The sequence below is a fragment of the Arthrobacter sp. zg-Y769 genome, from assembly GCF_020907405.1.
In the GTDB taxonomy this organism is placed as follows: domain Bacteria; phylum Actinomycetota; class Actinomycetes; order Actinomycetales; family Micrococcaceae; genus Arthrobacter_B.
Map to the genome: position 1 here is coordinate 49057 of NZ_JAJJOE010000007.1, position 25210 is coordinate 74266.

28 protein-coding genes and 1 pseudogene are annotated in these 25210 nt (G+C 65.0%); 14 read left to right on the forward strand and 15 right to left on the reverse strand.

Annotated features, from left to right (window positions below; all coding sequences use genetic code 11):
• Positions 1–25: 25 nt before the first annotated feature.
• The 3 genes from nrdI to nrdF are packed head-to-tail and all read left to right on the forward strand — an operon-like array spanning position 26 to position 3681.
• Entirely contained in the window at positions 26–517 is a 492-nt protein-coding gene (gene nrdI / locus LOC60_RS05665) for a class Ib ribonucleoside-diphosphate reductase assembly flavoprotein NrdI (protein ID WP_230023749.1), read from the forward strand.
• Positions 514–2652 carry a class 1b ribonucleoside-diphosphate reductase subunit alpha gene (nrdE, locus tag LOC60_RS05670; protein WP_230023751.1) on the forward strand — a complete coding sequence of 713 codons (2139 nt, stop codon included), beginning with the start codon at positions 514–516 and terminating at the stop codon, positions 2650–2652. Before nrdI ends, nrdE begins: the two co-directional genes overlap by 4 nt.
• A 54-nt stretch (positions 2653–2706) precedes the next feature.
• Positions 2707–3681 carry a class 1b ribonucleoside-diphosphate reductase subunit beta gene (gene nrdF / locus LOC60_RS05675; protein WP_230023335.1) on the forward strand — a complete coding sequence of 325 codons (975 nt, stop codon included), beginning with the start codon at positions 2707–2709 and terminating at the stop codon, positions 3679–3681.
• Here nrdF and LOC60_RS05680 read toward each other — a convergent pair.
• Positions 3678–4193, reverse strand: coding sequence for a DUF2975 domain-containing protein (locus LOC60_RS05680; protein WP_230023338.1), 516 nt, complete (start codon positions 4191–4193; stop codon positions 3678–3680). The two genes, nrdF and LOC60_RS05680, sit on opposite strands and share 4 nt — an antisense overlap.
• Before the next feature lie 134 nt (positions 4194–4327).
• Between LOC60_RS05680 and LOC60_RS05685 the strand changes: the two genes are divergently transcribed.
• Positions 4328–4897, forward strand: a complete 570-nt coding sequence (locus tag LOC60_RS05685) for a DinB family protein (protein WP_230023341.1) — start codon at positions 4328–4330, stop codon at positions 4895–4897.
• Positions 4898–4924: 27 nt separating this feature from the next.
• Here the strand turns inward: LOC60_RS05685 and LOC60_RS05690 are convergent, their stop codons facing one another.
• Positions 4925–6292: a hypothetical protein gene (locus tag LOC60_RS05690; protein WP_230023342.1), complete on the reverse strand. Its 1368-nt coding sequence runs from the start codon at positions 6290–6292 to the stop codon at positions 4925–4927.
• Between the two features lie 259 nt (positions 6293–6551).
• Between LOC60_RS05690 and LOC60_RS05695 the strand changes: the two genes are divergently transcribed.
• The 7 genes and pseudogenes from LOC60_RS05695 to LOC60_RS05725 all read left to right on the forward strand — a co-directional run bounded on the left by LOC60_RS05695 (position 6552) and on the right by LOC60_RS05725 (position 12108).
• Complete coding sequence (locus tag LOC60_RS05695) at positions 6552–7517, forward strand: ABC transporter ATP-binding protein (RefSeq protein ID WP_230023344.1); 966 nt, start codon at positions 6552–6554, stop codon at positions 7515–7517.
• Positions 7517–8311: an ABC transporter permease subunit gene (locus tag LOC60_RS05700; RefSeq protein ID WP_230023346.1), complete on the forward strand. Its 795-nt coding sequence runs from the start codon at positions 7517–7519 to the stop codon at positions 8309–8311. Before LOC60_RS05695 ends, LOC60_RS05700 begins: the two co-directional genes overlap by 1 nt.
• A 128-nt stretch (positions 8312–8439) precedes the next feature.
• On the forward strand, positions 8440–9255 hold the full coding sequence (locus tag LOC60_RS05705) for a ribose-phosphate pyrophosphokinase (RefSeq protein ID WP_230023348.1): 816 nt from the start codon (positions 8440–8442) through the stop codon (positions 9253–9255).
• Between the two features lie 9 nt (positions 9256–9264).
• Positions 9265–10809 (forward strand): nicotinate phosphoribosyltransferase, encoded by a 1545-nt coding sequence (locus LOC60_RS05710; protein WP_230023350.1) that lies wholly within the window; start codon positions 9265–9267, stop codon positions 10807–10809.
• On the forward strand, positions 10806–11450 hold the full coding sequence (locus LOC60_RS05715; RefSeq protein WP_230023352.1) for an NUDIX domain-containing protein: 645 nt from the start codon (positions 10806–10808) through the stop codon (positions 11448–11450). Before LOC60_RS05710 ends, LOC60_RS05715 begins: the two co-directional genes overlap by 4 nt.
• 283 nt (positions 11451–11733) lie before the next feature.
• Positions 11734–11883: pseudogene (locus tag LOC60_RS05720) on the forward strand (DivIVA domain-containing protein); the annotation flags it as partial.
• Between the two features lie 33 nt (positions 11884–11916).
• Entirely contained in the window at positions 11917–12108 is a 192-nt protein-coding gene (locus LOC60_RS05725) for a DivIVA domain-containing protein (RefSeq protein ID WP_442860387.1), read from the forward strand.
• Between the two features lie 59 nt (positions 12109–12167).
• Here the strand turns inward: LOC60_RS05725 and arfB are convergent, their stop codons facing one another.
• From arfB to LOC60_RS05750, 5 genes are all read right to left on the reverse strand, one after another.
• Positions 12168–12590 (reverse strand): alternative ribosome rescue aminoacyl-tRNA hydrolase ArfB, encoded by a 423-nt coding sequence (gene arfB, locus LOC60_RS05730; protein WP_230023354.1) that lies wholly within the window; start codon positions 12588–12590, stop codon positions 12168–12170.
• A gap of 67 nt (positions 12591–12657) precedes the next feature.
• Positions 12658–13227, reverse strand: a complete 570-nt coding sequence (locus LOC60_RS05735; RefSeq protein ID WP_230023356.1) for a DUF1697 domain-containing protein — start codon at positions 13225–13227, stop codon at positions 12658–12660.
• Entirely contained in the window at positions 13224–14006 is a 783-nt protein-coding gene (locus LOC60_RS05740) for an alpha/beta fold hydrolase (protein ID WP_230023358.1), read from the reverse strand. The genes LOC60_RS05735 and LOC60_RS05740 overlap by 4 nt, the downstream gene beginning before the upstream one ends.
• Positions 14007–14086: 80 nt before the next feature.
• On the reverse strand, positions 14087–14920 hold the full coding sequence (locus tag LOC60_RS05745) for an SDR family oxidoreductase (protein ID WP_230023360.1): 834 nt from the start codon (positions 14918–14920) through the stop codon (positions 14087–14089).
• A gap of 143 nt (positions 14921–15063) precedes the next feature.
• Entirely contained in the window at positions 15064–15492 is a 429-nt protein-coding gene (locus tag LOC60_RS05750) for a VOC family protein (RefSeq protein WP_230023362.1), read from the reverse strand.
• Positions 15493–15594: 102 nt separating this feature from the next.
• On the opposite strand from LOC60_RS05750, the gene LOC60_RS05755 reads away from it, so the two are divergent.
• Together LOC60_RS05755 and LOC60_RS05760 are read left to right on the forward strand one after the other, a co-directional pair.
• Positions 15595–16596, forward strand: coding sequence for a helix-turn-helix transcriptional regulator (locus tag LOC60_RS05755; protein ID WP_230023377.1), 1002 nt, complete (start codon positions 15595–15597; stop codon positions 16594–16596).
• A 69-nt stretch (positions 16597–16665) separates the two neighbouring features.
• Positions 16666–16905 carry a hypothetical protein gene (locus tag LOC60_RS05760; RefSeq protein WP_230023380.1) on the forward strand — a complete coding sequence of 80 codons (240 nt, stop codon included), beginning with the start codon at positions 16666–16668 and terminating at the stop codon, positions 16903–16905.
• A 100-nt stretch (positions 16906–17005) separates the two neighbouring features.
• On the opposite strand, the gene LOC60_RS05765 is transcribed toward LOC60_RS05760, so the two are convergent.
• From LOC60_RS05765 to LOC60_RS05780, 4 genes are all read right to left on the reverse strand, one after another.
• Entirely contained in the window at positions 17006–17518 is a 513-nt protein-coding gene (locus LOC60_RS05765; RefSeq protein ID WP_230023383.1) for a hypothetical protein, read from the reverse strand.
• Positions 17519–17573: 55 nt separating this feature from the next.
• Positions 17574–19742, reverse strand: a complete 2169-nt coding sequence (locus tag LOC60_RS05770; protein ID WP_230023385.1) for an alpha/beta hydrolase — start codon at positions 19740–19742, stop codon at positions 17574–17576.
• Positions 19743–19744: 2 nt separating this feature from the next.
• Positions 19745–20116 carry a DUF6507 family protein gene (locus tag LOC60_RS05775; protein WP_269440160.1) on the reverse strand — a complete coding sequence of 124 codons (372 nt, stop codon included), beginning with the start codon at positions 20114–20116 and terminating at the stop codon, positions 19745–19747.
• 66 nt (positions 20117–20182) lie between these two features.
• Positions 20183–20749: an MOSC domain-containing protein gene (locus LOC60_RS05780; RefSeq protein WP_230023389.1), complete on the reverse strand. Its 567-nt coding sequence runs from the start codon at positions 20747–20749 to the stop codon at positions 20183–20185.
• 182 nt (positions 20750–20931) lie between these two features.
• Here LOC60_RS05780 and LOC60_RS05785 point away from each other — a divergent pair, with 182 nt between their 5' ends.
• Positions 20932–21585 (forward strand): M15 family metallopeptidase, encoded by a 654-nt coding sequence (locus LOC60_RS05785; protein WP_230023391.1) that lies wholly within the window; start codon positions 20932–20934, stop codon positions 21583–21585.
• 27 nt (positions 21586–21612) lie between these two features.
• Here the strand turns inward: LOC60_RS05785 and LOC60_RS05790 are convergent, their stop codons facing one another.
• From LOC60_RS05790 to LOC60_RS05805, 4 genes are all read right to left on the reverse strand, one after another.
• On the reverse strand, positions 21613–22920 hold the full coding sequence (locus LOC60_RS05790) for a Y-family DNA polymerase (RefSeq protein WP_230023393.1): 1308 nt from the start codon (positions 22918–22920) through the stop codon (positions 21613–21615).
• Positions 22913–23332: a LexA family protein gene (locus LOC60_RS05795; protein WP_227933663.1), complete on the reverse strand. Its 420-nt coding sequence runs from the start codon at positions 23330–23332 to the stop codon at positions 22913–22915. Before LOC60_RS05795 ends, LOC60_RS05790 begins: the two co-directional genes overlap by 8 nt.
• Before the next feature lie 71 nt (positions 23333–23403).
• Positions 23404–23946, reverse strand: coding sequence for a TM2 domain-containing protein (locus tag LOC60_RS16180; RefSeq protein ID WP_269440161.1), 543 nt, complete (start codon positions 23944–23946; stop codon positions 23404–23406).
• Positions 23947–24110: 164 nt separating this feature from the next.
• A complete protein-coding gene (locus LOC60_RS05805; RefSeq protein WP_230023394.1) occupies positions 24111–25118 on the reverse strand; it encodes an NAD-dependent epimerase/dehydratase family protein in 1008 nt (335 codons plus the stop codon).
• Positions 25119–25210: the final 92 nt, after the last annotated feature.

Sequence of the window (25210 nt, forward strand, 5' to 3'; positions counted from 1 at the left end):
GAGCGCAGCAACCATGACACTGGGGATGGCACATTCCACCGGCTTTGCGCCGGCATCCGCAGGAGATGGGCAGCCGGAAACGGATGCGTCCTTGATCTACTTCTCCTCAGCCTCCGGGTATACCCGCCGCTTCGTGGAGAAGCTCGGGATCCGCGCGGCCCAGCTCCCGCTCCACACCTCCCAGCCCACGCTGCTGGCCCTCCGGCCCTATGTACTGCTGCTTCCCACCTACGGTGGAACTGCTGCATCACCGGGGGCCGCAGCCCGGGGCGCCGTTCCCAAACAGGTCATCAAGTTCCTGAACCATGAGGGCAACCGCTCCCTGATCCGGGGAGTGATCGGCGCGGGCAACACAAACTTCGGGGACTCCTATTGCCTCGCGGCAGACATCATTGCCGTGAAATGCCAGGTCCCCGTGCTGTATCGATTTGAACTCATGGGCACGTCCGAGGACGTTGCCAAGGTTAACGAAGGATTGGAAAAGTTTTGGACACATCAGTCGCAGAAGCCGGCATGACGGACTCCAAGGAGCTCCCGGAGGCTTACAAGGGCCTGGGTTATCACGAGCTCAACGCCATGCTGAACCTGTATGGCAAGAACGGAGAGATCCAGTTCGACGCCGACCGCGCTGCTGCGCGCCAGTACTTCCTCCAGCACGTTAACAACAACACGGTCTTCTTCCACGACCTGGAAGAGAAGCTGGAATACCTGGTCAAGAATGAGTACTACGAGCCGGAAACGCTCGACCAGTACTCCATGACCTTCATCAAGGAGCTGTACAACCGCGCCTACAAGAAGAAGTTCCGCTTCGAGACCTTCCTGGGCGCGTTCAAGTTCTACACCTCGTACACGCTGAAGACCTTCGACGGCAAGCGTTACCTGGAGCGTTACGAAGACCGCGTCTGCATGGTTGCCCTGCACCTGGCCCGCGGCGACGAGCAGCTCGCCACCCAGATGGTGGATGAAATCATCGAGGGCCGCTTCCAGCCGGCCACCCCCACGTTCCTCAACGCGGGCAAGGCACAGCGCGGCGAGCTGGTCTCCTGCTTCCTGCTGCGCATCGAAGACAACATGGAGTCCATCGGCCGCTCCATCAACTCCGCACTGCAGCTGTCCAAGCGCGGCGGCGGCGTTGCCTTCGCACTGACGAACATCCGCGAGGTCGGTGCGCCGATCAAGCAGATCGAGAACCAGTCCTCCGGCGTTATCCCCGTGATGAAGCTCCTCGAGGACAGCTTCTCCTACGCCAACCAGCTGGGCGCCCGCCAGGGTGCCGGTGCCGTGTACCTGCACGCCCACCACCCGGACATTAACCGGTTCCTGGACACCAAGCGCGAAAACGCGGATGAGAAGATCCGCATCAAGACCCTCTCGCTCGGCGTCGTCGTTCCGGACATCACCTTCGAACTGGCCAAGCGCGACGAGGACATGTACCTGTTCTCCCCGTACGACGTCGAGAAGGTCTACGGCATGCCGTTCTCCGACATCTCGGTCACCGAAAAGTACTACGAGATGGTCGACGACGCGCGGATCAAGAAGACCAAGATCCGTGCCCGCGACTTCTTCCAGACCCTCGCCGAGATCCAGTTCGAGTCGGGCTACCCCTACATCATGTTCGAGGACACGGTGAACCGGGAGAACCCGATCGAGGGCAAGATCATCATGTCCAACCTGTGCTCGGAGATCCTCCAGGTTTCCCAGCCCACCACGTACAAGGATGACCTGTCCTACGACGAGACCGGCAAGGACATCTCCTGCAACCTCGGCTCGCTGAACATTGCCAAGACCATGGATTCGCCGGACTTCGGCCGGACCATTGAGACGGCCATCCGTGCGCTGACCGCCGTTTCGGACATGAGCCACATCGGTTCGGTTCCGTCCATTGCCAAGGGCAACGACATGTCCCACGCCATCGGCCTGGGCCAGATGAACCTGCACGGCTATCTGGCACGCGAGCGGGTCTACTACGGCTCCGAAGAGGGCATCGACTTCACCAACATCTACTTCTACACGGTGGTTTACCACGCCGTGCGGGCGTCGAACCTGCTGGCCATCGAGACCGGCCGCAAGTTCGCCGGCTTCGAGCGTTCCAAATACGCCACGGGGGAGTACTTCGACAAGTACACCAACCAGGAATGGGTACCTCAGACCCAGCGTGTGCGCGAGCTCTTCGAGGGCGTGCACATCCCCACCGCCGCTGACTGGGAGGCGCTGAAGGCTTCGGTCATGGAGCACGGCATCTACAACCAGAACCTGCAGGCCGTGCCGCCCACCGGATCGATCTCCTACATCAACAACTCCACCTCTTCCATTCACCCGGTGGCGTCGAAGATCGAGATCCGCAAGGAAGGCAAGCTCGGGCGCGTCTACTACCCGGCCCCGTACCTGACCAACGACAACCTGGAGTACTACCAGGATGCGTACGAAATCGGCTACGAGAAGATCATCGACACCTACGCTGCCGCCACGCAGCACGTGGACCAGGGCCTGTCCCTGACGCTGTTCTTCAAGGACACCGCAACCACCCGCGACATCAACAAGGCGCAGATCTACGCCTGGCGCAAGGGCATCAAGACCATTTACTACATCCGCCTGCGCCAGCTCGCGCTGGAAGGCACCGAGGTTGAGGGCTGCGTTTCCTGCATGCTGTAAGGCTGCAGCCTTCCGCACCCCTTTCCCCGAACTTTTGAAGACAAGGAATTATTCATGACCGAGAAGCTGAAGCTGATCGACGGCGTCGAGGCGATCAACTGGAACCGGATCCAGGATGAGAAGGACGTTGAGGTCTGGAACCGTCTGGTCAACAACTTCTGGCTGCCGGAGAAGGTGCCGCTGTCCAACGATGTCCAGTCCTGGGCAACGCTGACTCCGGATGAGCAGCAGCTCACCATGCGTGTGTTCACGGGACTGACCCTGCTGGACACCATGCAGGCCACCATCGGTGCCGTTTCGCTGATTCCCGATGCGCTGACCCCGCACGAGGAAGCGGTCTACACGAACATTGCGTTCATGGAGTCCGTGCACGCCAAGAGCTACTCCTCGATCTTCTCCACCCTGGCTTCCACCAAGGAAATCGATGAGGCGTTCCGTTGGTCGACGGAGAACCCGCACCTGCAGAAGAAGGCGCGGATCATCACCGATTACTACCGCGGCGATGATCCCCTGAAGCGCAAGGTGGCCTCCACCCTGCTGGAGTCCTTCCTCTTCTACTCGGGCTTCTACCTGCCGATGTACTGGTCCTCGCGGGCCAAGCTCACAAACACGGCCGACCTGGTCCGCCTCATCATCCGTGACGAGGCCGTGCACGGCTACTACATCGGTTACAAGTACCAGCGTGGCCTGGAGACCATTCCCGAGGAACGCCGCCAGGAACTGAAGGACTACACGTACGAGCTGCTCTTCGAGCTGTACGAAAACGAAGTCCAGTACACGCACGACCTGTACGACGGCGTCGGCCTGGCCGAGGACGTCAAGAAGTTCCTGCACTACAACGCCAACAAGGCGCTGATGAACCTGGGCTACGAAGCCATGTTCCCGTCCACCCTGACGGACGTGAACCCGGCGATCCTTTCGGCCCTGTCCCCGAATGCCGACGAGAACCACGACTTCTTCTCCGGCTCCGGATCTTCCTACGTCATCGGCAAGGCCGTGAACACGGAAGACGACGACTGGGACTTCTAGTTCCTGGCTGTACCGGCAACACTGCCGCTGCGGCGGGCCTCTGGGCCTGCTGCGGCGGCAGCGCTGGTTAAGGCCTCCAGCCAACCCAGGACCCCGTTCCGCAGGGCGACGGCGACGGGGATGAGGGCGAGGAAGAGCAGCAGCCCGAACAGCATCGCCGGGCCGCCGATGTTTTCGACGGACCCGGCATGGGCAAATACTCCGGCGAAGAGCACTGCCATGGCACCCAGCGAAACCGCCATGATGTTGGCCCATCCGGTCGACCGACGTTGCGCGGACCTGTCCGCTGCCGCGGCGGAGACCAGTTGCCAGGCTGCGAGCAACGCCAGTTCGAAGGCGGCCACCGCGACCCCGATTACCGTGACGTACGGGGACGCCAAGTCCGCAACCTCCGGATAGGCGTCCGCGGCCCGGGCCGCGATCCGCGGAACCACCACGAACTGAACCACCAGGGCCGCAAGGGCAAACGTCACAAGGGCGCAGCGGAGGGGGAGTGCTTCCTGCCGAGTCATAGCGTGATCCTCGCCCCGGCCGGTGCAGCTGTCAACCGGTGCCTGGAGGCCGGCGCTTCCGGTGCGCAGCGAAGACCGTGCCAGGGCTGACCACGCATGGACGCTGCGGCACCGTCTGCCTAGTCTTCCGCTTTATGACTGAAGAGATTCACAAGATAGAACCACCGCTGGCGGGAACCGAAATTGAAACCCTGCTGGGTTCCCTTGACCGGCAGCGTGCCACGTTTGCCTGGAAAACGGGCGGCCTGGATTCCGAGTCCCTTAACACCACTGTTGGCGCGTCTGCCATTACGCTCGGTGGTCTCCTCAAGCACCTGGCGGGTGTGGAGGACATGTACTTCGCCTGGCGGCTGAAAGGTCAGGACCCGGGAGCCCCGTGGAATGCGGTGGACTGGGAAACCGATCCGGACTGGGATTGGCGTACCTCCGCAGACGACAGCCCGGAGCACCTCTATGCCCTGTGGGGCGACGCCGTCGGACGCTCCCGGCAACGCCTTGCCGCCGCTTACAACGACGGCGGACTCGACCAGCTGCTGCCGGCTATTGAGGGGCAGGCCGGCAGCCTGCGCCGCATGCTGATCGACCTGATCGAGGAATATGCCCGGCACACGGGACATGCCGATCTGATCCGTGAATCGGTGGACGGGCTGGTGGGGGAGGACCCCCCGGGGGACGTAGCCTGGCCAGGCCCTGCTGCCGTGTAAGCCGGTCCCGGCCCAGCGGAGCCCCGCCTACTCGCAGTAGAGCCTGACGCCCGCTTTATACGCCTCGGGATATACCTCCATTGCCATCTCCAGGGATTTCTCGCTCCACTCCTTGTCGCCCGGCTCGTAATCCCCGGCGTCCGCCGACTCGATGGTGGCCGAGTTGAAGGTGGGGCGGGGCTCCTTGCTGGTTAGATCGAACTCCACCTTGGAATACCCCATGATGTCCACTGTGGTGTCATTGGAGCAGGTGTCGTGCCAGAACTCTGAGAGGTCGCTGTAGAGAATGCCGACGCCCAGGTGTTTGCCGCCGTCCCGCTCTATCGCCGGGGTCAACCGGTCAAGGTAGACCTGCGTGTGTGCCCGCAGGGCTTCGTCCTGTATCTGATCCACTTCGGCTTGACTGCCCGCGATCCGCTTCCGGTACTGTTCGAGGGCCCTATCGGTAAGGCGGTCCAGATAGGCCTGGGCCTCCGGCGTGTTCAGCGCGGGTTGCTCCCAGAGCTTCTCCCAGTTCTCCTCCGACATAAACTCGGTGTCATTGGGGTTTTCCGTGACGATGCGCAGCACCCGATCCACCGCGTCCGACACCGACTTTGCGATCTCGGCGTCTCCGGGATGCTGGCTCTGGGAGGTGAGCGGCGGGTACGGGGACTCACAATGATGCTTCAATCCAGCCTCGAAGGCGGCAGGGTAGGCGAGCTCGGCCAGGTCGCCGATCCGCTGTCCATGAGGGTTGCCGCTCCAGATGGTGTGGGCCGACGTCACCATCCAGACTCCCTCCAGGGTGGGCTTGCCTGAGCCGTCGTACAGTATTTCAAACGTGGCCCGCCCATAGCAGGCATCGGTGATTACCTCGGCAAGGTCGCCGTAAATTCGCCGTTTTCCGGCGCGATGCAAGCCGCCCTCGATTGCCTGCGACAGCAGGTCCACCGAGGCCTGCGCGTCCTCCCTGCGGGAGGAGTCCGAGATGGAGCCTGCATCCCATTCCATTTCGGACTCGTCCTCCCGGAGTTGATAGTCCCATGCCGCCGCCATGGCTTCGAGAAGATCCTGCATTTCCGGTGAGTTCATGGCCGGCTCGCTCCAGAACGCGTCCCACTGTTCCTCTGTTACGCCGTAGGGAGGGGCGTCCAGTATGGCGTTCATCCGCATGTTCACCGTGTGGGCGACATGGGCCTGCGCCCGGGCATCCTCGAACTGGTCGGAACCCTCGCTGTAGGTGCCCACCACGGACAGTACGGTGAGCATCACAACTGCCAGAAGCGAGGCGGTCACGATGAAGAACACCTTTAGAACGCGGGACTTGGGCTTGGGAGGGGGCGGCGGCATCCAGTACGGCGGGTAATGCCCGTTCGGCGGAAACGGCGGCGTTCCGGCGGGGTAGGCACTCATCGTGCCACCTCTCGTTCAACCCGGCCGCCCCCAGGCGCGGAAACTGTTTCCGCACGGAACTTAACTTCTGAAAGCTTGCTGCGCATATTTCCCCCGAAATAATTCCTGACTCAGTCTGCGGCGCAGCAGGTAACCTTCGAAATCGCGCCCAGTCCGAAACGATAACGGACAACCGCCTTGATTCACGGCTCATCGGCCGGGGCGGATTCTATGAATGCGCCCCTATCCACTACCTGCGGCCGAAGAGTAGCCTGACCGCATGGGTACTGGCTCTGCCGCATCCGTGGTGCAGACCCGTGCGCTGCACAAGCGGTTCGGGCGCATCGCGGCCCTGAAGGGGATCGACCTGGATGTCCCTGCCGGAAGCGTCTTCGGGATCATCGGCCCCAACGGGGCCGGCAAGACCACGCTGATGCGCCTGTTGCTGGACCTGCTGCGCCCCAGTTCCGGAGAGATAGCTGTCCTCGGCGTTGATCCCCGCAGCGGAGGGCCCGACCTGCGCCGACGGATCGGCTTCCTCCCCGGCGACCTGTTTATGGCGGAAAGAGTGAGCGGACAGGAGCTTCTCCGTTGTTTCTCCCGGATCAGCGGTCCCGTTAAGCCGGGAACCGTCCGGGCCCTGGCAGAGCGGCTCGAGCTGGACCTCGGCCGCCCGGTGCGGGCACTGTCCAAAGGAAACAGGCAGAAACTCGGACTTATCCAGGCATTTATGCATCAACCCCCGCTGCTCATTTTGGACGAACCAACCAGCGGATTGGACCCACTGGTTCAGCAGGAGTTCCTGGCCCTGGTGAGGGAGGCGAGCAGTAACGGCCAGACCGTGCTGCTCAGTTCGCACGTCCTGAGCGAGATTGAGGAGGCCGCCGATACCGTAGCCATCCTCCGTTCGGGGACGGTGGTCTCCGCCGCCAGTACCGCGGCTATCCGGGCCTCGGCCGGCCGCCGCGTGCGGATCGGAACCACCGTCACGGAGGCACCTGCCCTGGTTGAACGCCTCGGAAGGGTGCCGGGATTGGTGCTGCTCCAAGTGGGCGCCGACCCCGTAGCCTCAGGCGCAACCTCGATCAATGCCCGGTTCGACGGCGAGATGCCGGACCTGATCACGGCCCTGGCGGGCCAACGCCTCCTCGACCTGGTGGTGCAGGAACCCGACCTGGAGGAAGCGGTCCTGCGTTTTTACGGCCCGGAGGCCGGTGCCGGAACGGGCGACGGCGGTGCGGGCTAATGAGCCGTCTTCCCTTGTTCACCCGTTCACTCGCCGGGTCGTGGCGCCCGCTGCTGGGATGGGCGGCGGGCATCCTCGCTGTCCTGAGCCTGTACCTGCCCCTTTATCCGTCCCTGGCGGGGCAGGATTTTCAGGATCTCCTGCAGAGCCTGCCATCCGAGCTCATTTCCGCACTGGGCTATGACCAGCTGACCACCGGCGCGGGATACACCCAGTCGACGTTTTTCGGCCTCATCGGTTTCGTACTCTTCACCATCGCCGCCGTTTCCTGGGGAACCCGGGCCATTGCCGGGGACGAAGAGAGCGGGACCCTGGAACTAGTCCTGGCCCACGCCGTCAGCCGGGTCCAACTCGTCCTGGAGCGGAGCGCCGCCATCGCGGCCCGCCTGCTGCTGCTGGGCCTTTTCACCGGTCTGGCTGTGCTGGTTTTCAACCGCCCCGCACAACTCGGGCTCGTTCCTTCCCACGTCTGGGCCGGGTGTGCAGCACTTATCGGACTGGCACTGCTGACGGCGTTCGTGGCCCTGGCCGCAGGGGCCTTCAGCGGCCGCCGCGTCTGGGCGCTCGCGGCTGCCGTGGCGGTCGCCGTCGGCGGGTACGCCCTCAATGCCGTGGCCAACCAGAACCCGGACCTGGACTACCTCCACTCCTGGACACCTTATTACTGGGCCTTCGGCGCCGGTCCGCTCAGCAACGGGGCCGATTGGGCAGGGCTCACTGCGCTGTACGGCACGAGCACGCTGCTGGTGCTGCTCGCGGCCTTCGCCCTCAACCGGAGGGACATCGGCACGTGATCGGGTGCCCCGTGTGATGATGTCCCCACCAAAACGAGGCGGCGGGCACCAGTGCGTCGATATTCGTAACATTACGTTTATTTCGTCAATAAACTTCCAATGACGAAAAAGCTGGGTAGGCTGGCAGCATGTTCACCGCATACGCAGCAGTCCCGCAGGGATACACCGTCCATTCGGCCGCCACGCCCATGTCCTTTCCGGCCGGGGAGGCCCACCTCAAGGTCGAAGGCAGTCCGGAGGAGACCCCGCTCTACCTCTACCTCACCGGCGCTGACGCAAACGAGTACCTAGCCGCAGCCATGTGGATCGACTACGCCCACCAGGGTGGCCACAAGGTCCAGGCCCTCATTCCATACCTGCCCGGAGCCCGGCAGGACCGCGGCAACCCCTTCGGTGCCAAGGTCTACGCCAACCTCATCAACGCCATGAACGCCGACGAGGTGGTCTGCTTCGACCCCCACTCGCCCGTTATGCCGGCACTGGTGAACAACCTGCGCATCGTCGAATCCTCCACCGTCATCGCGCAGGTCCTGCGGAACAGGGCGGGGGAGTACGCGGGCGTCATCTGCCCGGATGCCGGGGCGAAGGAACGCACCGCCCGGACCGCCGCAGCGCTCGGACTTCCGCTCTACCACGCCGAAAAACACCGGGACTTTGCCACCGGCAAGCTCTCCGGGTTCACCTGCGAGGAGCTGCCCGCAGAAGGCCGCTTCCTGGTGGTCGACGACATCTGCGACGGCGGCGGCACCTTCATGGGACTGGCCGCAGCCACCGGCCTCGGACCGGACCGCCTGGACCTGTGGATCAGCCACGGAGTCTTCTCCGGCAAGGCAGCCCAGCTGAGGCAGGCATACGGCTCAGTCCACACCACCGATTCACACCCCGGCGCGGCCAACCCGGACGTCGCCGCTTCCATCACGCCCCTGATTTCCCACCTCATCTAAGGACCAACGATGACCATCACAGCAGCGCCTGCCGAACTGACCACCGCCAGCACCACCGCCGCCCTCTTCCAGACGGACGCGTACAAGCTCGGCCACATCCACATGTATCCCCGGGGCACCACGAAGGTCCTCTCCAACTTCACCAACCGCGGTTCCCGTCTTGAGGGCGTCGACCACGTGGTGCACTTCGGCCTGCAGGCCTTCCTGCAGAAATTCTGCCTCGAAGCCTTCGCCCCCTTCTTCGCCGCCGATGAAGACGACGCCGTCGCCGAGTACCAGGGCGGCCTCGACGACATCCTCGGTCCCAACACCGTCGGAACCGGCCACATCCGGGCCCTGCACCGCCGCGGCTACCTGCCGCTGATCTTCCGCGCCGTTCCCGAGGGAACCCGGGTTCCGCTGCGGGTCCCGTCCGTGACCGTCGAATCCACCGAACCGGAGTTCTTCTGGCTGGTCAACTACATCGAGACGGCACTCAGCGCGTCCATCTGGCAGCCCTCCACCGCAGCGACCATCGCCGACAAGTACCGCGGCATCCTCGATGCCGCTGCCGAAAAGACCGGCACGGACGCCGCGTTCGTGGACTGGCAGCTCCACGACTTCTCCTTCCGCGGCATGCCCGGAGTCGAGGCGGCTGCCGCCTCCGGCGCCGGACACCTGCTCTCCTTCAAGGGGTCGGACTCCCTCGCCTCGGCAGACTTCATCCGCCGCTACTACAACTCCTCCTTCGGTGCCGACAACGGCCAGATCCTCGGCTCCATCCCCGCCAGCGAGCACGCCGTGATGTGCGCCGGAGGCCAGGAAGGGGAGGCGGACACCTTCCGCCACATCCTGGAGGTCAATCCCAGCGGCAACATTTCGCTGGTGTCCGACGGTTTCGACCTGTGGCACGTGCTGCAGAACATCCTGCCCGGGCTCAAGGACATCATCACCTCCCGGGACGGCAACGTGGTCATCCGTCCCGACTCCGGGGATCCCGCCGATATTGTCTGCGGCACCTCCACCCGGCCCGGCGCCGTCCCCGACACGGCACCGCCGATGGCAGAGGACCCGGCCTACTTCGGCGTCGCCGCCCTCCTGGAAGCCGAGTTCGGCTCCACCCTCAACGGGGCCGGCTACAAGGTCCTGAACAACGTGCGTGTGATGTACGGGGACTCCATCACCCCGGAACGTGCCGCCGACATCACCGCGCGGCTGGAGAAAGCGGGCTACGCTGCCGAGAATGTGGTGCTGGGCGCCGGGTCGTTCACCTACCAGTACGTCACGCGCGACACCTTCTCCTCGGCAGTCAAGGTCACCTACATCGAGGTCAACGGGGAAGGGCGCAACGTCTTCAAGGATCCGATCACGGCCAAGGGGTTCGGCTCCAAGCGCTCGGCCACGGGACGCCTGGCCGTTACCCGGAACGACGACGGCGAACTGGCCCTCATAGAGAAGGCCACTCCCGAGCAGGAAGAGGCGTCCCTGCTCCAGCCTGTCTGGGCCAACGGTGAGTTCCTCCGCCGCCAGTCCTTCGCGGACGTCCGGGAAGTGCTCGGTAACATCTCTTCATGAGCATTGAACGGCAGCAGCCCCTCGTCTCGATCGATACCGTGCCCTTCATTGGAAGGGACGGGGGGCTGTGCGTGGTGACCGCGGAGCGGGCCAACGAACCCTTTGCCGGAGTCCAGGCGCTCCCCGGTGTCCTCCTGCTTCCCTCCGAGCGGCTGGCGGAGGCTGCACTGCGGGCCTTGACGGTCAAGACCGGAATAGGGGAGGACCAGGTGCAGCACCTCGACACGGCGGGCGTCTACGACAACCCGGACCGGGATCCGCGCGGGCCCACCATCTCGATCGTCCACACCGCCGTCCTGCAGCCGGATGCCCGGCTGGATGAAACGAGGGTCAAGGTCACGCCGGTGGAGCGGGTGTCCGGACTGCCGTTCGACCACGACACCATCATCCGCCGCACCGCCGGCACCGTGCTGGATGCCCTCTGGGTGGACCAGCCACTGACGAAAGCACTGCTGGGAAAGCACTTCACCACCGCGCAGGCGGCCCGGATCATCCGGAATCTCTCGGCCGCCGCCGGCCGCAGCGAACCCGACTCGTCCAATCTGGGCCGGACGCTGGCCCGGAACCCGGCCCTGTCCAAGTCCGGTCAGGCAGTGGCAGAAGGCCGCGGGCGGCCGGCTGCAGGGTGGTCCTGGAAATAGCCGGAAGCATCGAAATCAATGGCGGCTTTCGGAAGAAGCATTCGGTTACAGTTATTGTCGCCAGACCTTTGATCCGTTCAGCTGTGACACAGACTGACCTTACGAAAATCGGAGCTCCATGTCTTTTGAATATGTTTCAGCGGTAATGGCCCAAGGAGCAAGCGAAAGCGATGGCTCAGGGAGAACTTGGATTCTCGTAGCGGTAATACTCCTGCTCGGATTGCTAGCTTCGAAACCCTCCAAATCCGCCAAATCCAAGGGCGAATCCGCCACATACGGCACCGGTACTCTCACAGCTGAAGAGGTTGTCGCCAAACGTTTCCAGCCCACGAAATTCAAGGAGGGCTATGACCAGGACGAGGTGGATGACTTCCTGGATCGAACTGTCCAGGAGCTCCGACGGCTCGAAAAGGAAGGTCTTCAGCTACAAAAGACGGCCATTTTCAGGCAGGACGTTACCGCTCCAATTCTTAGCCCTGAAGAGGTAATAACGCAGAGGTTCCAGCCGACAAAGTTCCGCGAGGGGTATGCGCAGAATGAGGTGGATGACTTCCTGGACCGGATTGCCACGGGTCTTCGGGACCGGGTTTCCGAAAATGAGCAGCTTCGGCGCCGGCTAGGCCCGTCCCAGTACGGAACGCCGACGACGCCGAGCTAACCCGGATACGGCCCATCGGTGGGCAGCAGCCCTCAAATTGATGCCAAACCCCGGTGGAATTAATCAGCCGGCGGCCGTTGCCGTTGCCGCTTCGTGGCACCCCGTTGTTTCTTTGCATCGAGGCGGCGGTAGTTCGAGCCCCGGGTAGGTTTGGTGGTGCGGCGCGGGGCAGGTCCGGGCGCCAGTCCGTCTGCCACGAGGGAGGCGAGCTTGGCCAGGGCTGTTTCCCGATTGCGAAGCTGGGAACGTTGCTCGGAGGCCGTCACGGTCAGCACTCCAGCCACGAGCCTGCGTTTCAGCTGCTGCTGTAGCAGCAGGCGTTGCTGTTCCGACAGCACCGCAGAACCGGCTACGTTCCAGGAGAGTGCAACGCGGCTGTCCGAGGTGTTGACATGCTGGCCCCCGGGGCCGGACGAACGGGAGAACCGCCAGTCGAGTTCAGCCGCGGGAATCGTGAGCGCGGGCGACACCACCAAATCCATCCCTCCAGCGTCGCACGAATGCGCGGCGGGGAATGCCTCCGATGCGTGGGTGATCGCTCACCGCTGATCATCCTGGCAGCAGGTCCCACAGCTTCCGGGTTGTTTTCCAGCTGCGGATCGTCATCGACTTGTAGAGCGGGGAGGCCGCGATGGCGCTGAGCCGGCTCTTGGTCAGCTCGGCGCTGAGCCGCTGCGAATAGATCACGCCGTCGCCGGCCCAGACCGTGTCGATTCCTTCCCTGGGCCGGAATGCGCCCATCGCGGCGTCGGCATCGATACCCATGAGGAAGATCGCGTCGGAGTGGTAGAGGTCCGGCCGCTCACCGAAGTTCTCGGGCCGGTGCTCGACGACGGCCTGCACCTGGGCACGGCCCAGCACCAGGACCTTGACGAGTTCGTCGTCGAGGTCGAAGTTCTCGGTGAGGGCGGCTTCGATCCGGCTGCCGATCGAGGCGGCGTCGTCGTTCGAGGCCAGGAAAACATTGCCGCTCGCGATGTAGGTCGAGACCTGCTGGTACCCGAGGTCCTCCAGATGCCCCCGCAGGGCCTGCATGGGGACCTTGTTCCGCCCGCCGACATTGATGCCGCGTAGGAGGGCGAGGTAGGAGGGCGTGCTCCCACCCGGGGCGTCCGTCACTGCACCGGTATGCGGCGGCGGATTTCGCGGACGGTGCCCGACGGATCGGGGGAATGGTCGTGGGATTCCGGCACTGTCACCAGGACCGCGTGGGGCATGCGCTTGGCCAGCTTCTCGGTGGCGTCCATGATCACCGGGTACGTGGTGGTGCCCCGCAGAATCGTGACGGGCACCGAGACCTCCGCCATCGCCGTCGTCGGGGTCGAGACGGATTGTGAAAGGCGCGCGTCGTAGACCGCGGACTGGGCCAGCCGAAGAAGTGCCGGGAAAAACGGGCTGGTCCGGATTTCTTCGATCAGCGGTTCGGGCAGGCCGATGCCTTCACGCTGGAAGGTGGTGACCGCCTCGGCCGGATTGTCGGCGTCGACGAGGGACTGGAGCCGGTCCGGAAGATCCTCAGACGGCTCCCCTTCACCGAACAGGAAGGGCGGCTCGGAAAGGAACAGATGACTGATCGGTGCTCCTTCGGCCGCGGCCAGCAGCGCCAGCATCGCGCCCGAAGAATGCCCGAGGACAACCGATTCACCGCCGACGGCGTTCAGGACCGCCGTGAGGTCCTCCACCTCCCGCTGCGGTGAGTAGGGGGAGGTGTCGCTGCTTTCCCCGCGGGCACGGCGGTCCACGGTCACGGCCTGGAAGCCGGCGGCCTTCAGCGCGTCGGCGAGCGGGGCGCCGGCGTCCGCGGTTGAAAAGGCACCGCCGACAATGACTACCGGGGTGCCGTGGCCCACCTGGTCGAAGGCGATGCGGGTGCCGTCTGCTGAGGTTGCGTACAACATGCCCCAGATTCGATCACACCACCGGCGCCCCGGCAATCAGTGAATCCGCATCCGTTCCTGAAGGTGCGGAACTTTCCTGCCTAGCCGGCGACCTGGCTGCGCTGGCCGGTATCGACGGCGGCCACCGCACCGCCGTCAATTAGGAGGTCCGCGCCGGTCATGAAGCTGGCCTCCTGGCTGAGCAGGAAGGCCGTGGCGTTGGCGATGTCGAAGGCGGTGCCGAGGCGCTTGGTGCCGGACGCCTCGATCATGGCGCGCATCTGCGAGCCGGATTCGCCGGAGAGTTCCTGCTGGCCCATCGGGGTGGAAATGACGCCGGGGCTGATGCTGTTCACGCGTGCCCCGCGGGCACCCCAGCGCAGGCTGGCGGTCTGGACGCGGACCTGGTTGGCGCGCTTGGCCACGCTGTAGGCGTGTCCGGGGTGGTCGATGCCGGCGACAAAGGGAATCAGCAGCAGATCGTCCGCGGGGACGGTCGCCAGACTCGCCAGCACATCGGCGGGCATCTGGCCGCCGGCCATGTAGGCGGACATGCTGGAGATAACGACGCCGGCACCGCCCGGGGCGATGACCTTCTCGAACTCCTCCAGCACCACGGCCACACCGAAGAGGTCGACCTTCCAGATGGCCTCCACCGGCGCCTGGACGGGGGAGAGTCCGGCGGTGTGCACTACACCGGTTACGGCGCCCAGTTCGCGGGCGGTTGCGGCCAGCGCGGCCACCGACTGCCGCGAGGAGACATCCACCTGCTGGGAGACGACGTCGTAGCCTTCGCCCAGTGCGGCGGCGTGCACGCTCTCGAGCAGGTCCTCATTGAAGTCGGCCAGCAGGATCTTGCGTCCTGCGCCGGACCGGCGCATAACCGCCTGCCCCATGCCGCCCATGCCGATGACTACCAGTACGTCCGAGGCCATAACGCTCCCATGCTTAGAGTGCCGGCGGGGAAGCCGCCGGAGGTATGCCTCCGAGACTAGCCGGTCCCCGGCCGTCCCGGCGCGGCGCCGCGGCGGGCACGGCCCGGGATTCGGTCCGTGCCCGCGGGGTACCGGGCACGGGGTTAGCCGGCGGGCTCGTAGGCGACGGCGACGTCAAGCACCCATGTGACGCCGAAGCGGTCCTGCACCATTCCGTAGGCGGGGGAGAAGGCCGAGGGGGCCAGGTCCTGCAGCACGGTGGAGCCGTCGGCAAGCCGCCCCCAGAGTCCAGTGATCTCCTCCGCCGAGTCGCCGCGGACCGAAACGAAGGAGGACTTCTCGCCCTGGTCGTAGGAAACGCTGGAGGGAACGTCGTAGGCCATGACGGAGAACCCGTTCCCGCCGATTACCTGCCCGAACTTGACCTGGCCCGCCTCCTCCGGGAGGTCGACGCTGTGGGCGTCTTCGTTGGTGACGACGATAAGCTGCCCGCCGAAGACCGAGTGGTAGAACTCCAGGGCGGCCCGGGCATTGCCGCGGAAGTTCAGGTGGGGCGTGGTGGTGACTGACATGGAGAGCTCCTTCTGGGAAAGCCCGGGTGGTTTCCCGGTAACTCCCACTCTTCTCCCAATAGAGGTCAGGTTCTGGCCGCTATTTCGCTTATCTTTTGTCTTATGACCACCACGACGTCGCGGCTCCTGCTGCTCCTCTCGCTCCTGCAGACTCCGCGGGACTGGCCGGGGCAGGTGCTGGCCGACCGGCTCGAGATCAGCCCCCGGACCGTGCGGCGCGACGTCGACCGGCTGCGGGAGATGGGCTATTCCATCTCCGCGCTGAAGGGGCCGGACGGAGGCTACCGCCTGGACGCCGGCGCCGAGCTGCCGCCGCTGCTTTTCGACGATGACCAGGTGCTGGCGCTCGCCGTCGCGCTGCAGTCCGCACCCCTCACCGGTGCGGGGATCGAGGAGGCCGCGGCACGGGCGCTGGCCACGGTCCGGCAGGTGATGCCCTCGCGGCTGCGCCACCGTCTTGACGCGCTGCAGTTCACTACACTGCCGGGACTCCCTGGCACGGGCGGATCGGTTTCGCCGGAACTGCTGCTGACCCTCGCCACTGCCGTCCGATCACGTCAGGTGCTGCGCTTTGACTATGCGGGTGCCCAGGCGAATGACGGCGACGTCGGCTTCTCACCGCCGCGCCGGGCGGAGCCGCATCATCTGGTGGCCTCCCGCGGACGCTGGTACCTGGTGGCCTGGGATCTGGACCGGAACGACTGGCGGATCTTCCGTGCCGACCGGATCACGCCGCGGATGCCGGCGGGTGCCCGGTTCCGGCAGCGGGAACTGCCCGGCGGCAGCGTGCACGCCTTCGTCTCCGCCCGGTTCCGGGGAGCGGAGCCGGGAAAGCATCCCGGTAAGGGGTCCGACTGGCCCTGCCGGGGTGCCGTGATCCTGCACCTGCCGGCGGCCGCCGTCGTACCGTTCGCCGCGGACGGCACGGTCGAAGCGCTGGGATCCGACCGGTGCCGCCTGGAGGCGGGCTCCTGGTCCTGGGCGGCACTGGCAGCCTCCTTTGGCCGGTTCGACGCCGAACTCGAGGTGGCGGGCCCGCCGGAGCTGGCGGCCGCCTTCGGTCAACTCGCCGCGCGATTCGCCGCTGCGGCTGCAGCACGGTAGGCACGTGACATCTCCGATTCACCGTGGAGCAGGCCAGCCGGAACCGGGATCGGGCTGCATAATGCCGTTATGGCTTCCGACCACCGGAACATGAATCCGCTTCCCGCACTCTGGCGGGACCTTGCCCCGCTGCTGCCGAGTCCGCCTTCGGATACCGAGCGGATCGAACTGGAACCGGAGCTACGGACCTGGCCGAGTGCCTACGGCGAACTGGTCTTTGTGCCGCCTCCGCTGCTTGTCGACGGTAACCAGCTTGAATACGGTTGGGCCCCTCCGCGTTACGGCAGCGCCACCCTGGGCTGGGAATGATGCGCACGCATACCGTGCTGAAACCGAAACCAACCAGCGCCAGCACCCATGGCGGAGCGTTAAATCGGGCAATTACCCGATTCTTTGCTTGGAATCTGTCCTACTCGGTCTGGGCGCTGACCTCGTCCTGGAGTGTTGGGTGGGCCGAGCACTGGCTCCTGAGGGTCAGGAGCTGTTCTGCGTCGTTCGCCCCGTAGTCGATAAAGGCGCCGTCGGCCCGTTTCCCGGTGACAATATAGGTGTTCTTGGGTTCGTTTCCGGCCGGGGGGTCCATGGACCGGGTCAACTCGTATCCATGATCCTGCAGGTAGGCCCGCATTTGATCCCGCGCTTCACCGGGCCCGACGGGTGCCGGAGGTCCGATCAGCCCAAACTCCATAAAGCGCTGCTCCATGCCGTCAGCGGTCCTTCCGCAGGGCTCCGGAGAAAAAGCGATGACGGGCTCTTCAGGAGCCCAGATTGTTCCGTTCTCATAGGTCCACCCTGATGTGCCGGTAGCGCTGACCGCATCAGCAGCCATACCTATGAGATCGTCAAAGACCACCGCTGCGGGCTGTCCGTGGCTGTCGCCCCCTGAGGCCTGCTCGGCAGCGGAGGGTGTGTTGTTCGGCATAGCGGGGGCTCCTTGGGCACATGAACTCAGGGTGAGCAGGGCAATCATTCCGGCGCTAGTCACGGAAATTACTAACGAGCTTCTCCGCGTGGAATTCCAGAACGCGTAACCGCCTCTTGAAGTACTCATCCGCCTCTTTCTGCTGGGTGTCCACAATGTCCTCAACCCTATGCTGGCCGTGGTCCACGATTTCGTTATGTTGCCGCCGGGCAGCTTCCGCGTTTTCCACGGCTTCACGTTGCTTCTCATCGACAAAGGGATCCAGTGGATTCTCGAAAGGCCCGAAGTCCGGCAGATAGTGGTCCTGCAGAACGTCTGACACTTGAACCAGCCCGTCCTGCAAAGCATCCGCCGCTCGATTATGCCCTTCCTGAAGCGTGTCGACGGTGTGTTCTCCGAACGTCTGCATATTGTCGACAACCCTTCCCGGACCGTAGTAAACATCCTCGGTCGTTTCCTTCAGGTGTTCCACCCTGTCATCCATCGCGGACTGGGGGATCAGATCGAGGGAGGAGCCGTTGCCTGTGCTCGCCTCGGCGATCTGCGCCAGGCTCGATGTGCCGAAGTCCAGATACCCGCCGCCGGCTTCCGTCTGGTGAGGGAGGGCATGAGTTTCCTTTCCCTCCACACTGTGGCCGCCGTTGGCACGACCGTATTCATCCACCTCGGAACTGAAAACCTTCGCACCAAAGGCTTCGGCGGTGGGACTCAGCCGCGGATTGCCCAGTTCGGACCCGGCAATACCACCCGGGGCGACGATGTCCCGGCTACCCTGGGTGGCATAGACCTCCCGGGCATTCAGGTCCGCAGCGGTTCGGGCTGCTTCAGGGTCTATGCCGGCAGATCCGTAGAACACGACCGTGTCCACAGTATGGGTGGTCTGGCTTAGCGCGTACGCCGCCGTGGTGGTGCCGTAGGAGTGAGCGGTTACGCTTACTTCCGGGATATCGGAACTCCGGGTGTAGTACAGCCCGTCGATCACGGTCGCGAGCTTTGCCCCGCCGGTGCGGGCTTTGTCGGAGTACAGGACTTCGGCGGAGAGTTCCGGTGAATCGTATCCAATCCACGCGACGACAGCGTGGCCTGATGTCAGGCGCTCCTGTTGCGTGTAGATGTTGTTGGCCGCCGTTACTGCGCCTTCCATGTCCTGCGAGGAGCTGTCCATCCCCGACACGTTCATGGTTACATTGGTTGCCGTATCCATGTTGCCGATGGCGACGGCGGCGAGGGGCGGATCGGCAGGATCAAAGGCGATGAGGCTGCGTCCGGAAGGATCCATCGTATTTCGATCCCCCAACGACGCGTTGATGCTCTTGTACGCTGCGCGCTGTTCATCGGTTGCCCGCCAGGAGGGTTTCATGACCAAGGCCAGGACGGCAGCATTCGCTGCCGCGCGGAGGCCATAGGGAACCCCCTCCGTATTGCCGACGACGGCGGGCAGGGCCTGGGCGAGCGCCTCCTGCTGCTCTGGCGTCAGGGATTGCCAGAACGCAGCCTGCTGGTCCGCCGCCAGACCGATCCGGGGCGGATAAACGGCTGCTTCCGGATAATCCTGTGCATAGTCCTTATAGTCGGCGGGATCCATGGCAGCGAGCGCGTCGTAGTAGCACTGGACATCCTCGGGCGTGGCTCCGGACGAGACCGCACGCCGGTGCAGGCGTTCCACATCGTGGCTGACCAGATCAAGGGCGTCCGAGGCGTAGTACGAGGACGCGTCGGAGGAGGCGCGGCGAATCCCTGACAGCGCCGCCAGACAGGCGGCCCGGGCCTGTTCGTAGGCATCCGCCAGGGCGTCGGCCCGTTTGGTGAAGTCTGTTTGGTAGTTGAACAGGGCGTTGTCGAAGCTGTCGCCGACAGGTTCTTCCTCGCTGCCGAGCAGGGAGGCCAGATCATTCTCCGCAGCGTTGATTTCGATCTGCAGGTCGGTTCTGGTGGTCCGTATGGTCCTGACGGACTCCGCAAAGTCGCTGATGGCCCGGGCCGCGGCAGCTGTGCTGGCAGTCAATGCCTGGGCCTGCCACGCCGGTGCTGCCATGGCGTTGAGGACCAGGGAACTCTGCGGCGTTTCATAGAGGACGCCCAGCACCCGCCACTTATCTGCCGTATCCGAAACCTGTGCCTGGAATGCCTCGCCGGCAGCGGACAGCAGCGGGGCCTGTTCCTGGAGCACCACGGGATCAGGAAGGGTTTGGGTGGCTGAGAGGTCAACGTAAAGGTAGCCCATCCCTACTTCACCATCCGATGTCCGCCGCCGGACATTCCCGGGGCCTCCGGAACGGACGCCGTCAGCGAAGCCGCCTTGTGGGCCAGATCCGCCATATCCCGGTCGCCCTCAACATACGCGTTGACGCTCTCGCGGGTCGCATGAACGGCGTTGTTGCACCGGACAAGAATGTCAGTCATATCATTGGCGATGACCTCGAAGCGCAGGTGGTCAACGGCGTCCGCGAGTTCCGGACAATGCGCCAGCGCAGTTTCCATTGCATTCAGTGCCTGCTGGGCATTGTCTTTGGCCGATTCGCATTCGGCGAGCAGGTTTTCGCTGTCCTGGAGCAATGACAACGCTCCCGGGACCTGTATGTTCCAATTTTCCCCCATATCCCACAACCTAAGCGAGGAAAGCGGAAGAGTCCATGGGGAGAACTACCCATGCACCGCTGCGGGTCACGGAAGCCTGCCGGGCCTCAGTAGCGACGGGACGGCGGCCCTGGCCGGATCCAACGGAACGGGGCTGAGGAGCAGGGCCGGCCCGCGGTGAAGCGTCCCGCTGCTTAGCGGCCGGCAGCGCAGCCCGCCCCTGCCGCGCATCGCCTTGTGTGCACCGGGCGCCAGGACCTGATCCATCCAGGCGCAGGGGTGGGCCTGCCTGCCGCCATGGAATTGAACCCGGCCGCCTGCCGACTCCAGAACAAAGTCCTGTCCCAGCAGCGGGGACAGTTCGGCGCCGCGGAGCACCACGTTCCGGCGGGCCAGCAGCGGATCGAAAGGGTCGGCGCCGAGCTCGGAGGCGATGGCGTCCAGCGCCTCGATGGCGAACAAAGTGACGGCGGCATCCATGTGGGCTGCCTTGCCGAAGAACCGGTCACCGACAATTCCCTTACCGGCAACGACCTCGGCTTCGTCCGCATCGGTGGTGACGACGTCGGCCGGGCCGTCCTTAGCGCGCCCGAAGTAGGCGTGCGCCGGCGAGACCAGCAGGTGCAGGATCTCGACGTCGTACGCATAACTCATGCCTCCACGCTAGCCGCTCCTCCAAGGACGGCCGTAACCGCAGCCTAAGGCCGCGCCGGTCCCGGCCGCCGTGTACCGCCCGTGCGAGGATAGCGCGCAAACCCAACGAGGGGGAACTGCCGTTTGAAGGGCGGGGTCTAGTGGGAACAACGCGGTATCTGTACCTCAGGACGTTTGCAAACATGGCCGCCCTGCTGTGCGTCTGCCTGGCCGTGTCACTTGCCGTGTTCCTGAACCTTTCCAATGAGCCGGCCGACGCGGCAGCCGCCTCCGATGTCGACTCGCCGGACAGTTCCATCATCGTGGTCAATAAGGACCGTCCCCTCGCGGCGGAGTATGTGCCGCAGGACCTGGTTGATGCGGGCGGGATGCTGCTGCGGGCCGAAGCGGCAGGCGCCTATACCCGAATGGTGGCCGACGCAGCGGCTGACGGTGTCGCCGTTTCCGCCGTCAGCGGCTACCGGTCCCGCGAAGAACAGTCCCGGCTGCACACCTCCTACATCGCGGACTACGGGCAGGAGGGAGCCGATTCGCTTTCCGCCCGGCCCGGCTACAGCGAGCATGAGACCGGGCTGGCCGTGGACATCGGCAACCCGGATGGCCTGTGTGCGCTGGAAACCTGTTTCGAGGGAACGGCGGCCGGTTCCTGGGCCGCGGCTAACGCCCACCGCTACGGCTTCCTTATCCGTTATCCGGCGGGGGCGGAACACATCACGGGGTATGCCTACGAACCCTGGCACCTGCGCTACGTGGGGCCGGAGACCGCCCGCGGAGTCCGCGACGCCGGCGTGACGCTGGAGGAGTTTCTCGGCCTTCCGGCCGCGCCGGGCTACTGAGCCGCGGCGTCCAAGGGGGCACGCATGTCAGACCGCCTTGACCACCGGCAGCTCGCTCCACTCCGTGGTGTACCGCGGCGAGGAATACCTGCGCGACATGGTCCACTCCGGCGTCGCCGTCGACATCCCCGCCAGCCCGAGCCCGATGCTGGCCGCCCCGTATTTGTCCGTGACCTTCCCCAGCAGCTCGCCCAGATTCCGGCGTTCCTGGGCGGAAACGAACTCCTCGAACAGCGGCTGCGCGCCGGCGGACTCCAGCCCGCTGAGCATCACCCCGGCCTTGGTGTACGGCACGCCCTCCACCACCTGGGCCTCGAGGGCACCGACCGCGGCCCGGCTGAGGACCACGGGATCCGACGTCGGGGCGGGCAGGCGCACGGTGGCCGAGGGGAACGACGCCGCCCGCTCACTGAAGTGCGACGTGCCGGCATAGGCGGTGAGGATGCTGGCCTGCTGCCCCTCGCGCTCCAGCCGGGCGGCGGCCTGCTGGGCGTAAATGCTCATGACCTGGCGCATCTCGGCGCCGGTGGTGACCGGCGTCGAGAAGCTCCGGGAGAAGATCAGCTGCTTGCGGTCCGCCCGTTCGTCCTCCTGCGGGATGCAGGCGGTGCCGTTGAGCTCCAGCACGGTGCGCTGCAGGGTGACCGAGAATTTCCGCCGGATCAGCGCCGGATCGGCGGCGCGCAGATCCGCGACCGTGGAGATCCCCATCGCATCCAGCTTCGCGCCGAGCCGGGACCCCACGCCCCACAGCCCGGTGACCGGCACCCGGGACATGATGGCCTCCACCGCAGCCGGGTCCATGGTCTCGAGGTTGCAGACGCCCTGCAGGTGCCGGTTCTGCTTCGCGATCCGGTTGGCGAACTTCGCCAGGGTCTTGGTGGTGCCGATCCCCACGCAGACGGGAAGGCCGGTGTGGCGGGCGACGGCGGTGCGGATCGTTGTGCCCTGTTCCTCCAGCTGCCGGGGCGTGCCGGCGAGTCCGAGGAAGGACTCGTCTATGGAGTAGACCTCCTGCCACAACGAGTAGCGGCCCAGCAGTTCCATCACCCGGGAACTGAGGTCCCCGTACAGCTCGTAGTTGCTCGAGCGCTGGACCAGGCCCACGCGCGGCGCGGATTCGGCGAGCTTGAACCAGGGCGTGCCGGTCTTGATGCCCAGCGCCTTCGCCTCATCCGAGCGTGCCACCACGCAGCCGTCATTGTTGGACAGCACCACCACCGGCACCCCGGCCAGTTTCGGATCGAAGGCGCGCTCGCAGGAAACGTAGAAGCTGTTGACGTCCACCAGCGCAATCCGCTGGCTGGCGCCGGAGGGCGCAGCCGGTTCAGACATGGTGCAGGCAGCGGGTCACAACGCCCCACACGGACAGTTCCGACGGCTCGGCCACCAGGATGTCCGGATAACCCGGGCTTTCGGCCCGCAGTACTATCCGCTGCCCGCCCAGCAGCAGCCGGCGGACCGTGAGTTCGCCGTCCACCACGGCGACGACGACGGCGCCGTCCCGCGGCGTGAGCGAACGGTCCACTATCAGTTCGTCACCGTTGCAGATGCCGGTGCCTGCCATGGAGTCACCTTCCACCCGGACTACGTAGGTGGAGGTCGGGTCGCGGATCAGGTGCCGGTTAAGGTCGATCCGGCCGTCGAAGTAATCCCGGGCCGGACTGGGAAAGCCCGCGGCAGTCGCGGCGTCGGACTCCGACGGCGGAGCGGGGCGGCGGGAACGGTCCGCTGAGAACACCGCCATGCCGAGGCCTCCTGAGGGGATACTTCTAGAACATACTTTCGAACCTTAGCCTAGCACCGCACTGCTGTTCGTTACTTGAGCGGAACCCCGTGGGCATCGGTGCGGAAGGTCTTGGCGTTGCAGAGAATCATCAGGCCTTCGACGAATCCCCAGACAGCTCCCATGCCCGTGAAGCAGGTCAGGACAATCTGTGCGATGCCCAGGTTGTTGTTGCCCAGGTAGAAGCGATGGACACCGAAGCCGCCGAGGAATACTCCAAGCAGTCCGGCGGCGACGCGGGATTTCTGGGGACGGTAACCGGAGCCCTGCGGCGCATGGCCGAACTGGGCATGGCCGTAGCCCTGGGCCTGCTGGTGGCCGGCGGCCGGGTAACCCTGGACGGGATATCCCTGGGCCTGGTTCGGGTAACCCTGGTTCGGGTAACCCTGGCCGGGATACCCCTGGCCGGGCTGGTTCGAGTAGCCGGGGGAGGGATAGTGAGGTGCCTGCTGAGGCTGCTGGGCCGCCGGCGGCGGGGTGGGTTCAGGTTTCTTGGGGGAGGCGTATTGCTCGTCCCACTCGTCGGACCACCGGTTTCCGTGGTTGTTTCCCTGGCCTGAACCGTAACCTGACATGGTTTCCTCCAACATCTTTTCGAAGCCATCCGGACGGGGTGTCGAGATTCAGCTTCAACTCCGGCGGCGAGCGCCGTAACCATCCGGATATACCTGCTGCCTGCACTCTAACAGCCGCCGGAAAACAGAAGCTCCAGACCCGCCCGCCCCGGAATGGCTTGTTCCTAGGCGTCCGCCCGCGCCCGGCCGGCCAGCCGGTCGCTGACTTCCATCCAACCGGCGTCCAGGCCCTGTTCCTGCGGATGGGCATCGTGCCACCGGATAATTTCGCGGGCCCCCTCGGCAAAGGGAATCACCGCACGGTAGTCCGGCACCAGGGACTTGATCTTGCTGTTGTCGAAGATCACCGAATGGCTCTTGTCGCCCAGCAGGCCCGGACCGCGCCCCGGATCCAGCGCGGCGATGGTCTCCGATGCCACGTGCACCAGCAGGGGCTCGGGGACACCGGCGGCCGCCGCCAGGGAACGGTAGACGGCATCCCAGGGCAGGAACTCGTCCGAGGTGATCGTGTAGCTCTCGCCGACGGACTCGGGCCGGCCCAGGAGGCCCACGAAAGCCTTCGCGAAATCCCGGCTGTGCGTCAGCGTCCACAGCGACGTGCCGTCACCGTGCACCACCACCGGCAGCCTGGCGCGCATCCGGTGGATATCCGTCCAGTGACCGGACAACGGGACCATCGTGGCGTCGTAGGTGTGCGACGGGCGAACAATCGTTCCAGGAAAGCCCTCGCTCCGGTAGGCCTGCACGAGGAGGTCCTCACCGGCGATCTTGTCCCGGGAGTACTGCCAGAACGGGTTGCGCAGCGGCGTGGATTCACGCACGGGCAGGCGGGCCGGCGGCTTCTGGTAGGCCGAAGCCGAACTGATGAAGACATACTGCCCGGTCCGGCCGCGGTACAGTTCCACCGCCGCCGCCACATGTTCGGCGGTGAAGGACAGGAAGTCCGCCACGGCGTCGAACGTGCGGTCGCCCAGGGCGGCGCGCACGGCACCTGGATCCCGGACATCGGCGGCGAGGACCTCGACGCCGTCCGGCACCGGACGAAGCGCGGACACGCCGCGGTTCAGCACGGTCACGCGGTGTCCGAGGCTGGTGGCCCGCGCGACGGCGGCCGAACTGATCACTCCGGTCCCGCCGATAAAAAGCAGGTTAAGGGCCGCGGGATGCGTCATTGCAGGTTTCCTTACGGGTTTCCTTGACTGAGGGCAGGAGCCGGGCTTAGGTGGAGGTGCCCGCCTCCCGGCTGCACCCAAGCCTAAATGAC

What these genes read in the sequence shown, in the direction of transcription:
- nrdI (WP_230023749.1), top strand. Translation starts at nt 26, where the DNA reads ATGGCACATTCCACCGGCTTTGCGCCGGCATCCGCAGGAGATGGGCAG.
- nrdE (WP_230023751.1), top strand. Translation starts at nt 514, where the DNA reads ATGACGGACTCCAAGGAGCTCCCGGAGGCTTACAAGGGCCTGGGTTAT.
- nrdF (WP_230023335.1), top strand. Translation starts at nt 2,707, where the DNA reads ATGACCGAGAAGCTGAAGCTGATCGACGGCGTCGAGGCGATCAACTGG.
- LOC60_RS05680 (WP_230023338.1), bottom strand. Translation starts at nt 4,193, where the DNA reads ATGACTCGGCAGGAAGCACTCCCCCTCCGCTGCGCCCTTGTGACGTTT.
- LOC60_RS05685 (WP_230023341.1), top strand. Translation starts at nt 4,328, where the DNA reads ATGACTGAAGAGATTCACAAGATAGAACCACCGCTGGCGGGAACCGAA.
- LOC60_RS05690 (WP_230023342.1), bottom strand. Translation starts at nt 6,292, where the DNA reads ATGAGTGCCTACCCCGCCGGAACGCCGCCGTTTCCGCCGAACGGGCAT.
- LOC60_RS05695 (WP_230023344.1), top strand. Translation starts at nt 6,552, where the DNA reads ATGGGTACTGGCTCTGCCGCATCCGTGGTGCAGACCCGTGCGCTGCAC.
- LOC60_RS05700 (WP_230023346.1), top strand. Translation starts at nt 7,517, where the DNA reads ATGAGCCGTCTTCCCTTGTTCACCCGTTCACTCGCCGGGTCGTGGCGC.
- LOC60_RS05705 (WP_230023348.1), top strand. Translation starts at nt 8,440, where the DNA reads ATGTTCACCGCATACGCAGCAGTCCCGCAGGGATACACCGTCCATTCG.
- LOC60_RS05710 (WP_230023350.1), top strand. Translation starts at nt 9,265, where the DNA reads ATGACCATCACAGCAGCGCCTGCCGAACTGACCACCGCCAGCACCACC.
- LOC60_RS05715 (WP_230023352.1), top strand. Translation starts at nt 10,806, where the DNA reads ATGAGCATTGAACGGCAGCAGCCCCTCGTCTCGATCGATACCGTGCCC.
- arfB (WP_230023354.1), bottom strand. Translation starts at nt 12,590, where the DNA reads ATGGATTTGGTGGTGTCGCCCGCGCTCACGATTCCCGCGGCTGAACTC.
- LOC60_RS05740 (WP_230023358.1), bottom strand. Translation starts at nt 14,006, where the DNA reads ATGTTGTACGCAACCTCAGCAGACGGCACCCGCATCGCCTTCGACCAG.
- LOC60_RS05745 (WP_230023360.1), bottom strand. Translation starts at nt 14,920, where the DNA reads ATGGCCTCGGACGTACTGGTAGTCATCGGCATGGGCGGCATGGGGCAG.
- LOC60_RS05750 (WP_230023362.1), bottom strand. Translation starts at nt 15,492, where the DNA reads ATGTCAGTCACCACCACGCCCCACCTGAACTTCCGCGGCAATGCCCGG.
- LOC60_RS05755 (WP_230023377.1), top strand. Translation starts at nt 15,595, where the DNA reads ATGACCACCACGACGTCGCGGCTCCTGCTGCTCCTCTCGCTCCTGCAG.
- LOC60_RS05760 (WP_230023380.1), top strand. Translation starts at nt 16,666, where the DNA reads ATGGCTTCCGACCACCGGAACATGAATCCGCTTCCCGCACTCTGGCGG.
- LOC60_RS05765 (WP_230023383.1), bottom strand. Translation starts at nt 17,518, where the DNA reads ATGCCGAACAACACACCCTCCGCTGCCGAGCAGGCCTCAGGGGGCGAC.
- LOC60_RS05770 (WP_230023385.1), bottom strand. Translation starts at nt 19,742, where the DNA reads ATGGGCTACCTTTACGTTGACCTCTCAGCCACCCAAACCCTTCCTGAT.
- LOC60_RS05775 (WP_269440160.1), bottom strand. Translation starts at nt 20,116, where the DNA reads ATGGGGGAAAATTGGAACATACAGGTCCCGGGAGCGTTGTCATTGCTC.
- LOC60_RS05780 (WP_230023389.1), bottom strand. Translation starts at nt 20,749, where the DNA reads ATGAGTTATGCGTACGACGTCGAGATCCTGCACCTGCTGGTCTCGCCG.
- LOC60_RS05785 (WP_230023391.1), top strand. Translation starts at nt 20,932, where the DNA reads ATGGCCGCCCTGCTGTGCGTCTGCCTGGCCGTGTCACTTGCCGTGTTC.
- LOC60_RS05790 (WP_230023393.1), bottom strand. Translation starts at nt 22,920, where the DNA reads ATGTCTGAACCGGCTGCGCCCTCCGGCGCCAGCCAGCGGATTGCGCTG.
- LOC60_RS05795 (WP_227933663.1), bottom strand. Translation starts at nt 23,332, where the DNA reads ATGGCGGTGTTCTCAGCGGACCGTTCCCGCCGCCCCGCTCCGCCGTCG.
- LOC60_RS16180 (WP_269440161.1), bottom strand. Translation starts at nt 23,946, where the DNA reads ATGTCAGGTTACGGTTCAGGCCAGGGAAACAACCACGGAAACCGGTGG.
- LOC60_RS05805 (WP_230023394.1), bottom strand. Translation starts at nt 25,118, where the DNA reads ATGACGCATCCCGCGGCCCTTAACCTGCTTTTTATCGGCGGGACCGGA.